This is a genomic window from Pseudomonas sp. 31 R 17, assembly GCF_900004915.1.
In the GTDB taxonomy this organism is placed as follows: Bacteria; Pseudomonadota; Gammaproteobacteria; order Pseudomonadales; family Pseudomonadaceae; genus Aquipseudomonas; species Aquipseudomonas orientalis_A.
On record NZ_CVTN01000074.1, the window covers coordinates 106,957 to 116,727 of the forward strand.

Below are 9,771 nucleotides of genomic sequence, written 5' to 3' on the forward strand. Positions count from 1 at the left end.
ATGTGGGAGGGGGCTTGCCCCCGATTTCGGTGTATCAGTCAACACATGCCTGACTGACAGACTGCAATCGGGGGCAAGCCCCCTCCCACATTTTTGCTCCGGTTTCTACAGTGAGGCGTTCATGCTCTGGAAGTGCGCCAGCATCCGGTCTGCATCCGCCGCCGCGCCGCAGAACAACTCAAACGCCTTCACTGCCTGAAACACCGCCATATTGCCGCCATCCAGGGTGCGGCAACCCAGGGTACGGGCGTCACGCAGCAATTGGGTTTCCATCGGGAAATACACGATTTCCGCCACCCACAACCCGGCGTGTAGCCACTCGGCCGGCACGGGTGTGCCGGGCAGCTTGGCCATGCCCATCGGGGTGGTATTGACCAAACCCTGCGCCTCGGCCATGGCGTTGGCCAAGTGCCTGCCGACCTGGGCGCGCCCGTCGCCAAAACTCCGGGCGAGGTTATCCACAAGCTCGCGCGCACGGGCGGTGTCCACGTCGAAAATGCTCAGTTGTTCCACGCCCTCGGCCAGCAGCGCGTGCGCCACTGCCGCGCCCGCACCGCCAGCACCCATCTGCACCACGCGCTGGCGTGGCACATCATTGAAGTTACGTCGGAAACCTTCGGCGAAGCCCAGGCAATCGGTGTTATGGCCGATACGCTTGCCGCCTTTGAATACCACCGTATTAACCGCACCAATGCCCCTGGCCTCGTCGGACAATTCATCGAGCAACGGCAGGATCGCCTGCTTGCACGGGTAGGTAATGTTCAGGCCGGTGAAGTGCATCTGTTCAGCGGCACGCAGCAGATCGGGCAGGGCACGGCTGTCCAGGCGCTGCGCATCCAGATCGATCAGGCGATACAAATAGCGCAGGCCCTGGGCGTCACCTTCCTGTTCATGCAGGGCGGGCGTGCGGGAGGCCTGGATGCCGGCGCCGATCAGGCCGGCGAGAACACGGGGTTTCATCACGCGCATCCTTTCAACGAGTGGCTGAAATGCTCCAGGGCTAAGTGGTAGCCATGGCTTCCAAACCCGGCCAGTACCGCCTTGGCGATGGGCGAGACAAAGGAGTGATGGCGAAACGCCTCACGGGCATGCACGTTGGATAAATGCACCTCGATCACCGGGACTTCGCTGGCCACCAGCGCATCGCGAATCGCCACCGAGGTGTGGGTCCATGCCGCCGGATTGATCACGATCCCGGCGCAACGGGCACGGGCGGCGTGAATCCAGTCAAGCAATTCGCCTTCATGGTTGGTCTGGCGAAACTCGATGCTCAGCCCGAGTTTGTCGGCGCTGCGGCCACACAGGGCGGCGATGTCAGCCAGGGTTTCGTGACCGTAAGTGGCCGGCTCGCGGGTCCCGAGCATGTTGAGATTGGGGCCGTTGAGCACCAGCACGATAGGCGGCATAGAGGGGTCTCCAGAGTTTTTATTGGTTGTGGAGATAAAATGTACTGAATGGTTAATTTGGTCAAACGAAGTTGCTGGAGTTGTTCGATTATCGAACCGTTAATCAGCAGGGCAGCTTCACTCGATGTGCTACGCCGGATTGCTGAGGGAACACGTTCTGCGGGCGTGGCCCAAGTATCCCCAGCTGTTGGCATGAGTGGTTACAACCCGGTATTCGCCGGTTTGTTCGTCGTTACTAATCTTTGAAGCAGCTTCGTGAGCATGAAGCCGGTTGTCGGGTGACACGGGAAAATTGTTACCTGGCGGAAAATAACCTAACGGATGGGTTACGATGAGAGTAGGTGCTTACAAAGGATATGTAATCTCGGTATTTCTCAGGGATGAGCATTGCCCGCCCCATGTGCATGTCAGGGGCAAGGAATGGGATGCGCGTTTCCGTTTCAGTTTCGTGGACGGGGACGTTGAATTATGGGATGTGGAGCCTGAACGGAGGCAGCCACCCCTATCGGTTCTGAAGGAGATACGCGGGGCCATCATGCAACGGCATTACTTGGCGCGGGCACGCAGGATTTGGTGGGAAAAACTGCAGACGGTTTGCCTGGAGAATCATTCTTGGAATTGGGACGCTGGTGAGTTGGTTCCAGGGTTGGTCATTCGACAAGGCGTCTACGTCATCTCAAGCGCCAGGCACGACGTCGTAGAGCAACGGACTATTTTGAATCTGGTAAGAGCGCCAGATTGTGTGGGGATTAATTTATGAAAATCATAAAAGCCAAAGTCACACCTTATGTACCTCTCACTGATGCCGACGTTGACAAGGCAATCGCCCGAGGACGCAGGTTGAAACGCCTGTATGCCAACGCCAGCGATGTGCGTTATGAAAACGACTGCCTCTCCATTGGCTTCAGCGATGGTAGCCGCGTCATGTTGCCGGCGGCTGGCCTGCCGGAGTTCGAAGGGTTTTCAGAGAAAGATTTCCAGCAGTTGGAAGTGACTTTCGGTGGCAAGGCGATTAGCTGTGAGGCTCAGGACCTGGATGTTTCGATCACCGGCTTGATCGCTACAAGCCAACCTCTGATGGACCTGGCTACCAGCCTGGTGGCATCGCGCAACGGCCGCAAAAGCAGCGCTGCCAAATCCGCCGCCGCTCGTGCCAATGGCAAGAAGGGTGGCCGGCCACGCAAGGAGGTACCGCAGACCTCAGATCCAACAGACACTTGAATAACCAAATAGGGGAGCTGTAGGAGCGAGCTCGCGAAAACTCATAGGCACCGCGTTTATCCAGGAAGCATGCGTTATCGTTGACGTTTTTCGCGCGCAAGCTCGCTCCTGCAAAAGCCTTAACTGGCGATACTCATACCCTGCAGATTACCGCCGGGTCAGCAATACACCCGATTCCATATGGTGCGTCCACGGAAACTGGTCAAACATCGCGCATTGAGTAATGCGATGCGTGTCATGCAGCTGCGCAATGTTCGCCGCCAGCGTCTCCGGGTTGCAGGAGATATACAGGATGTTGTCGAAACGCCGGGTCAGTTCGCAGGTGTCCGGGTCCATGCCGGCGCGGGGCGGGTCGACGAATACGCTGCCGAATTCGTAGCTTTTCAGGTCGATGCCGTGCAGGCGGCGGAACGGTCGCACTTCATTCAGCGCCTCGGTAAGTTCTTCGGCGGAAAGGCGCACCAGGGTGACGTTATCCACGCCATTTTCATCGAGGTTGCTCAGGGCCGCATTGACCGACGTCTTGCTGATTTCGGTGGCCAGCACCTTGCGCACGCGGGTTGCCAGCGGCAGGGTGAAATTGCCGTTGCCGCAGTACAGCTCCAGCAAGTCGTCCGGGCGATCGCCCAGGGCGTCGTACGCCCAGTTGAGCATCTTGCGGTTCACCGTGCCGTTGGGCTGGGTGAAGGCGCCTTCGGGTTGGCGGTAGCTGAACGTGCGGCCGCCGACCTCGAGTTTCTCCACCACGTAGTCGCGGCCGATGACATCGCGTTTGCCCTTGGAGCGACCGATGATGCTCACGTCCAGCTCGGTCGCCAGCTGGTTGGCGGCGGCGTGCCAGTGTTCGTCCAGCGGGCGGTGATAGCACAGGGTGATCATCGCGTCGCCGGCCAGGGTGGTCAGAAACTCCACCTGGAACAGCTTGTGGCTCAGGGCGGCGCTGGCTTGCCAGGCGGCCTTGAGCTGCGGCATCAATTGGTTGATGCGCTGGCTGGCAATGGGAAATTCTTCAATGAGGATCGGCGTGCGCTTGTCGTCCTGGGCGAACATGGCGTAGTGGCGATCCCCGCCTTCGCGCCACAGGCGGAACTCGGCGCGCAGGCGGAAGTTCTGCAGCGGCGAGTCGAAGACCTGCGGTTCGGGCGCGTCGAAGGGGGCCAACAGGTCACGCAAACGCGTGACCTTGTCTTGCAGTTGAACGGTGTAGTGTGCGGCGTCGAAAGTCATGCGTTGAACCAGCCCAGCTTGATCACGAACAGGATCGACAGAATCACCAGTGCCGGGTTCAGCTCACGGTAGCGGCCCGAAAGCAGCTTGATGGCGGTCCAGGCGATGAAACCGAAGGCGATGCCGTTGGCGATGGAGTAAGTGAAGGGCATCGCCAGGGCGGTGATCACCACCGGCGCTGCCACGGTAATGTCATCCCAGTCGATTTCGGCCAGGCCGGACGTCATCAACACCGCCACGAACAGCAGCGCCGGCGCGGTGGCGAAGGCCGGTACGCTGGCCGCCAGGGGCGAGAAGAACAGCGCCAGCAGGAACAGGATCGCGACCACGATGGCGGTCAAGCCGGTACGGCCACCGGCACTCACGCCGGCGGCGGATTCGATGTAGCTGGTGGTGGTCGAGGTGCCCAGCAGCGAGCCGGCCATGGCCGCCGTACTGTCGGCGATCAGCGCACGGCCCATTTTCGGCATATGGCCGTCCTTGCCCATCAAGCCGGCGCGCTTGGCGACGCCGATCAGGGTGCCGGAGTTGTCGAACAGGTCGACGAACAGGAACGCAAAGATCACGCTGACCAGGCCGATATCCAGCGCGCCCTTGATGTCCAGTTGCAGGAAGGTCGGGGCCAGTGACGGCGGCATGGAGGTCACGCCGCCGAACGGGGTGACGCCCAGCAGGATCGAGACAATGGTCACCGCCAGGATGCCGATCAACACGGCACCGCGCACTGCCAGGGCTTCCAGCGCGACGATCAGCACGAAGCCCAGAGTCGCGAGGATCGGCGCCGGTTGTTTCAGATCGCCCAGGCCCACCAGCGTGGCCGGATTGGCGACCACGATACCGGCGTTGTGCAGGGCGATCAGCGCCAGGAACAGGCCGATACCGGCAGCAATCGCCGAGCGCAGGGGCAGGGGAATGCTGTTGATGATCCACTCACGGATACGGAAGATCGACAGCAGGAAGAACAGCACCGCCGAAATGAATACCGCCCCCAGCGCAACCTGCCAGGTGTGGCCCATGTGCAGCACCACGGTGTAGGTAAAGAAGGCGTTCAGGCCCATGCCCGGCGCCAGCGCAATCGGGTAGTTGGCGATCAGGCCCATCACGGTGGAACCGATGGCCGCCGCCAGGCAGGTCGCGACAAACACTGCGCCTTTGTCCATGCCGGTTTCGCCGAGGATGCTCGGGTTGACGAACAGGATGTAGGCCATGGCCAGGAATGTAGTGATACCCGCGAGAATCTCGGTGCGCACATTGGTGTTGTGGGCTTTGAGTTGAAACAGCTTTTCCAGCATGCCGGCTCCCTGTGACGCTATCTTGCGTCGTGATTTGTTGACCTCTAAGTCAAAGCACAAACTGCGCCAAGCGCCTGTAGCTTCAGAGAGGATCGGAAAAAGCGGCGCATCATACCAGCAGCCGAGGCTGTGTGGCGCATGGCCTTGAGGCATACTGCAGCGACGTTCAACAGTGGGTCATCGACAGCATGAAAAAAGCCAACGTGTGGAGTCTAGCGCTGATCGCCAGTATCAGACTGTGGCTGGGCGCAGCACCGGCGTGGGGCGCGACTGCACCGGCTTTGAGCGAGGTGCGGGTGTTCAAGGTAGAGTCGCCCACTTGCACGGAAACCATCCCGGAGCGCGTCACCGTTACTCAAATGTGTACACATCGCGGGCCAACCCAGGTGTCGGTGATGGAAGTGGGCCTGGGCAACAATCCGGTCGGGCGCTTCAACGGTGCGGTGCTCAATGGCCAGCGCACGGCGGTGTGCCAGGTCGGCAACATCAGCCAGGCGTGCAATGGCGCAGGTACCTTGATGGGCTATATCTATGTGTTCGACCTGAATGTCGAGGGCCCTGGGGACTTCATCTACAGCAATTCGTCGATCAACCCGCCGCAAAATACGTTGACCGCAACACTCAATATCCACTGATCAATCATCTTGAACGCTCAAAACCCCGGGAAGTCGTACCCCTGAGACGGCGATTTTCCTGAACGCCGCGGATGTACACCAACCCGTGAGGTGTTTATGAGCGCGACCCCCAATGGCGCGGCGGCCCAGCCGTACGTTGCCCACCCGATACGCTTGACCTTGAATGGCCAGGATCGCCAATTGAGTGTGCTGCCCTGGACCACCTTGCTGGACCTGCTGCGCGAACAACTGGACCTGGTTGGCAGCAAAAAGGGCTGTGACCACGGCCAATGCGGTGCCTGCACCGTGTTGCGTGACGGCAAACGCGTAAACGCCTGCCTGACCCTGGCCGTGATGTGCGACGGCGCCGAGCTGACCACCATCGAAGGCCTGGCCGACGGCGACCAACTGCATCCGATGCAGCAAGCCTTTATCAAGCACGATGCCTTCCAGTGCGGCTATTGCACCCCCGGCCAGATCTGCTCGGCGGTCGGCCTGGCCAACGAAGGCCGTGCCCACGACACTGCGCAGATCCAGGAATTGATGAGCGGCAACCTGTGCCGCTGCGGTGCCTACAGCAATATCCGCGACGCCATCGAAGACGCGCTTCCGGCGTGCCGCAACCGCGGAGGTGAGCAATGAATCCCTTCCAGTACAGCAAACCGGCCGATGTGCACGAGGCGGTGCACCTGAGCAGCGCGGCGTCGCGCTTCATTGCCGGCGGCACCAACCTGCTGGACTTGATGAAAGAGAACATCAGCCGCCCCGACCACCTGATCGATATCACCGGATTGCCGCTGCGCGCCATCGAAGAAACCGCCGAGGGCGGCCTGCTCATTGGCGCGCTGGTGAGCAATGCCGACCTGGCCTGGCACCCGCTGATCGAGCAGCGTTACCCGTTGCTGTCCCAGGCCATCCTGGCCGGCGCCTCGCCGCAACTGCGCAACATGGCCAGTACCGGTGGCAACCTGCTGCAACGCACCCGTTGTTACTATTTTTATGACGCCACGGTGCCGTGCAACAAGCGCGAGCCCGGCAGCGGCTGCCCGGCGCGCACCGGCTTGAATCGCATCCACGCCATCCTTGGCGCCAGCGCGCAATGCGTCGCCACGCACCCCTCGGACATGTGCGTGGCCCTGGCAGCGCTGGAGGCGCGGGTGCATGTGCAAGGGCGCGGCGGGGCGCGGGTTATCGAGTTTGCCGACTTCCACCGCCTGCCGGGTGATGCGCCGCAACGGGACAACCAATTGGCCGATGACGAACTGATCACCGCCGTGGAATTGCCCGCCGATAACCTGGCTCGCCACAGTCACTACCTGAAGATCCGCGACCGCGCGTCCTACGCGTTTGCGCTGGTGTCGGTTGCCGCTGCCCTGGAGTTGGACGGCGACGAGATCATCGACGCCCGCCTGGCCCTTGGCGGTGTGGCCCACAAACCCTGGCGTGACCGTGCGGTGGAGGCGTCTCTGATCGGCCGCACCGTCAGCCGCGAAACCTTCAGTAACGCCGCCGATGCCCTGCTGCAAGATGCCGAGCCGCTGCAACACAACGGCTTCAAGATCAAGCTGGCGCGTCGCGCAATCATTCGAGCACTGAGCGACGCTGCGGTCGCGGGAGAACAGCCATGAGTGCCATCGGCAAACCCCTGGACCGTGTCGACGGTCTGCTCAAGGTCACCGGCCAGGCGCGCTACGCCGGTGAATTTCCCGAGGACGGCCTGCTGCATGGCAGTGTGGTATCGAGCACCATCGCCAAAGGCCGGGTCATCCGGATCGATGCCTCCAGGGCCCTCGCGCTGCCGGGCGTGGTGCAAGTGATTGATCACCTCAATCGCCCCAGGATCGCCAGCTACGACGATGCCTTCGCCGATGCGGATGCCGCCGACGGCTCGCCGTTTCGCCCGCTGTACAACGACCGCGTGCTCTACAGCGGGCAGCCGCTGGCGCTGGTGATCGCCGATAACCTGGAGCTTGCGCGGCATGCCGGCTCGCTGGTGGAGATTGAATACGCGCCCGAAGACTTCGAAACGGACCTGATCACCCAGCAGGAATCGGCCCATCCTTCGCCGCAGACCCCGCCCGGCCCGCGTGGCAATTTCCAGGCCGAATGGGCCGGCGCCGCCATCAGCCTCGATCTGCACTACAGCACGCCCATCGAACACCATAACCCGATGGAACCCCACGCCAGCACCGTGCTGTACCAGCCGGACGGCACGCTGCATATCCACGACAAGACCCAGGGGCCGCAGAATTGCCAGGCCTATGTGCAGAAAGTGTTTGGCCTGGATAAAAGCCAGGTGCGCATCTTTGCCGCGTTTGTCGGCGGTGCCTTTGGTTCGGGTCTGCGCCCGCAGTACCAATTGCCGCTGGCGGTCATGGCATCGCTGGCATTGAAGCGCTCGGTACGCGTCACCCTGACCCGGCAACAGATGTTCACCTTCGGCTACCGCCCGCGCACCTTGCAGCGCTTGCAGATGGGCGCCGCCGCCAACGGGCGCCTGCTGGCCCTGGGGCATACCGCGATCGGCCAGACCTCGCGCTTCGAGGATTTCAGCGAACACGTGGTGGAATGGAGCGGCATGCTTTATCACTGCGATAACGTGCAGTTGACCTACAAGCTGGTACCGCTGGACGTCTTCACCCCACTGGACATGCGAGCTCCAGGCGCGGCCCTGGGTGTGATCGGCCTGGAATGCGCCATGGACGAACTGGCCTGTGCCCTGGCCATCGACCCGGTGCAGCTGCGCCTGATCAACTACGCCGAGCGTAACCAGAATGAGGACAAACCCTGGTCGAGCAAAGCCCTGCGCGAATGTTACAGCGAAGGCGCCGAGCGTTTCGGCTGGAGCCAGCGCAACCCCGAACCGCGCAGCATGCGCGACGGCCGCCAGTTGATCGGCTGGGGCATGGCCGGCGGGGTGTGGGAAGCCATGCAGATGAAAGCCAGTGCCAAGGCGCGCATCGACAGGGACGGCAAACTCACCGTCAGCAGCGCCACCACCGATATCGGTACCGGCACCTACACCGTGATGACCCAGATCGCGGCCCAGGCCAGCGGCGTGGCGATGGGCGATATCAGCTTCCTGCTGGGTGATTCGTCATTGCCCACGGCGCCCTTGCAGGGCGGCTCGTTTACCGTGTCGTCCGTCGGTACCGCCGTGCAGCAGGCCTGTGAAGCGCTCAATGCGAAACTGCTGGAAACCGCGCGGCAGGTCTACCCGGTGTTCAAGGACGCCGAGTCCGTGCGTTTCGAAGAGGGCCAGTTGCATACCGGCGATGTGAGTGTGTCGCTGGCCCAGTTGGTCAAGGACAGCGGTGAGGACGCGCTGGAGGTGCAGATCGACAGCGAACCGGACAAGAAGCGCGAGGGCTATGCCAGTGCCACCCATTCGGCGGTGTTTGTCGAAGTTCGCGTGGACGAGGACCTTGGCACCATCAAGGTCAGCCGCGTGGTCAGTGCGATTGCGGCCGGGCGCGTGGTTAATCCGAAGATGGCGCGCAGCCAGATCCTTGGTGGCGTGGTGTGGGGCATTGGCATGGCGCTGCATGAAGAGACTCAGGTTGATCATGAACTGGGGCGCTACATGAACCACAGTCTGGCCGAGTACCATATCCCGGTGAATGCCGATATCGGCGAGATTGATGTGCTGTTTGTCGAAGAACACGACGAGATCGTCAATGCCCTGGGGTCCAAGGGTGTGGGAGAGATCGGTATTGTCGGGGTGGCGGCGGCGGTGGCGAATGCTATCTATCACGCTACTGGCAAACGGGTTCGGGAGTTTCCGATTACCTTGGACAAGGTGCTCTAAAAGGCAGCGGGCAGCCCATAGCTGTTTTACTGATGCGCCACTGTCCAAATGTGGGAGGGGGCTTGCCCCCGATGGCGGCCTCTGGGCTGGCCAGGATGCTGGATTGGAACGAGTACATATCCGTTTCTGCGGTAACGGCTGCTAATGGTTCCGCTTTTACAGCGGCTCACTTTTGAAAAGCGCAAAAGTAAGCAAAACGCTCT

General features: G+C 61.5%; 10 protein-coding genes. 6 read left to right on the forward strand and 4 right to left on the reverse strand.

Going from position 1 to position 9,771, the window contains the following annotated elements; genetic code table 11:
- Positions 1 to 105: 105 nt before the first annotated feature.
- Positions 106 to 960, reverse strand: coding sequence for a shikimate dehydrogenase (locus tag BFP89_RS18720; protein ID WP_065886895.1), 855 nt, complete (start codon positions 958 to 960; stop codon positions 106 to 108).
- Positions 960 to 1,406, reverse strand: coding sequence for a type II 3-dehydroquinate dehydratase (gene aroQ, locus BFP89_RS18725; protein WP_065886896.1), 447 nt, complete (start codon positions 1,404 to 1,406; stop codon positions 960 to 962). The genes BFP89_RS18720 and aroQ overlap by 1 nt, the downstream gene beginning before the upstream one ends.
- A 331-nt stretch (positions 1,407 to 1,737) precedes the next feature.
- Between aroQ and BFP89_RS18730 the strand changes: the two genes are divergently transcribed.
- Both BFP89_RS18730 and BFP89_RS18735 read left to right on the forward strand, forming a co-directional pair.
- A complete protein-coding gene (locus BFP89_RS18730) occupies positions 1,738 to 2,166 on the forward strand; it encodes a DUF4160 domain-containing protein (RefSeq protein WP_065886897.1) in 429 nt (142 codons plus the stop codon).
- Complete coding sequence (locus BFP89_RS18735) at positions 2,163 to 2,627, forward strand: DUF2442 domain-containing protein (RefSeq protein WP_065886898.1); 465 nt, start codon at positions 2,163 to 2,165, stop codon at positions 2,625 to 2,627. The genes BFP89_RS18730 and BFP89_RS18735 overlap by 4 nt, the downstream gene beginning before the upstream one ends.
- A gap of 147 nt (positions 2,628 to 2,774) precedes the next feature.
- On the opposite strand, the gene trmA is transcribed toward BFP89_RS18735, so the two are convergent.
- Together trmA and BFP89_RS18745 are read right to left on the reverse strand one after the other, a co-directional pair.
- On the reverse strand, positions 2,775 to 3,854 hold the full coding sequence (gene trmA / locus BFP89_RS18740; protein WP_065886899.1) for a tRNA (uridine(54)-C5)-methyltransferase TrmA: 1,080 nt from the start codon (positions 3,852 to 3,854) through the stop codon (positions 2,775 to 2,777).
- Positions 3,851 to 5,146, reverse strand: a complete 1,296-nt coding sequence (locus BFP89_RS18745) for an NCS2 family permease (RefSeq protein WP_034117796.1) — start codon at positions 5,144 to 5,146, stop codon at positions 3,851 to 3,853. Before BFP89_RS18745 ends, trmA begins: the two co-directional genes overlap by 4 nt.
- A 188-nt stretch (positions 5,147 to 5,334) precedes the next feature.
- Between BFP89_RS18745 and BFP89_RS18750 the strand changes: the two genes are divergently transcribed.
- The 4 genes from BFP89_RS18750 (at position 5,335) to BFP89_RS18765 (ending at position 9,568) form a co-directional block, all read left to right on the forward strand.
- The gene (locus tag BFP89_RS18750; RefSeq protein ID WP_065886921.1) at positions 5,335 to 5,781 is read left to right on the forward strand and encodes a DUF4879 domain-containing protein; all 447 of its coding nucleotides are present in this window, start codon (positions 5,335 to 5,337) and stop codon (positions 5,779 to 5,781) included.
- A 96-nt stretch (positions 5,782 to 5,877) separates the two neighbouring features.
- The gene (locus BFP89_RS18755; RefSeq protein WP_065886900.1) at positions 5,878 to 6,402 is read left to right on the forward strand and encodes a (2Fe-2S)-binding protein; all 525 of its coding nucleotides are present in this window, start codon (positions 5,878 to 5,880) and stop codon (positions 6,400 to 6,402) included.
- Positions 6,399 to 7,388 carry an FAD binding domain-containing protein gene (locus BFP89_RS18760; protein ID WP_065886901.1) on the forward strand — a complete coding sequence of 330 codons (990 nt, stop codon included), beginning with the start codon at positions 6,399 to 6,401 and terminating at the stop codon, positions 7,386 to 7,388. Before BFP89_RS18755 ends, BFP89_RS18760 begins: the two co-directional genes overlap by 4 nt.
- Positions 7,385 to 9,568 carry a xanthine dehydrogenase family protein molybdopterin-binding subunit gene (locus tag BFP89_RS18765; RefSeq protein ID WP_065886902.1) on the forward strand — a complete coding sequence of 728 codons (2,184 nt, stop codon included), beginning with the start codon at positions 7,385 to 7,387 and terminating at the stop codon, positions 9,566 to 9,568. The genes BFP89_RS18760 and BFP89_RS18765 overlap by 4 nt, the downstream gene beginning before the upstream one ends.
- The last annotated feature ends 203 nt before the right edge of the window (positions 9,569 to 9,771 follow it).

Coding starts and splice junctions, on each gene's coding strand:
- BFP89_RS18760 (WP_065886901.1), top strand. CDS start 6,399: ATGAATCCCTTCCAGTACAGCAAACCGGCCGATGTGCACGAGGCGGTG.
- BFP89_RS18750 (WP_065886921.1), top strand. CDS start 5,335: ATGAAAAAAGCCAACGTGTGGAGTCTAGCGCTGATCGCCAGTATCAGA.
- BFP89_RS18730 (WP_065886897.1), top strand. CDS start 1,738: ATGAGAGTAGGTGCTTACAAAGGATATGTAATCTCGGTATTTCTCAGG.
- BFP89_RS18745 (WP_034117796.1), bottom strand. CDS start 5,146: ATGCTGGAAAAGCTGTTTCAACTCAAAGCCCACAACACCAATGTGCGC.
- BFP89_RS18755 (WP_065886900.1), top strand. CDS start 5,878: ATGAGCGCGACCCCCAATGGCGCGGCGGCCCAGCCGTACGTTGCCCAC.
- BFP89_RS18720 (WP_065886895.1), bottom strand. CDS start 960: ATGAAACCCCGTGTTCTCGCCGGCCTGATCGGCGCCGGCATCCAGGCC.
- aroQ (WP_065886896.1), bottom strand. CDS start 1,406: ATGCCGCCTATCGTGCTGGTGCTCAACGGCCCCAATCTCAACATGCTC.
- BFP89_RS18735 (WP_065886898.1), top strand. CDS start 2,163: ATGAAAATCATAAAAGCCAAAGTCACACCTTATGTACCTCTCACTGAT.
- BFP89_RS18765 (WP_065886902.1), top strand. CDS start 7,385: ATGAGTGCCATCGGCAAACCCCTGGACCGTGTCGACGGTCTGCTCAAG.
- trmA (WP_065886899.1), bottom strand. CDS start 3,854: ATGACTTTCGACGCCGCACACTACACCGTTCAACTGCAAGACAAGGTC.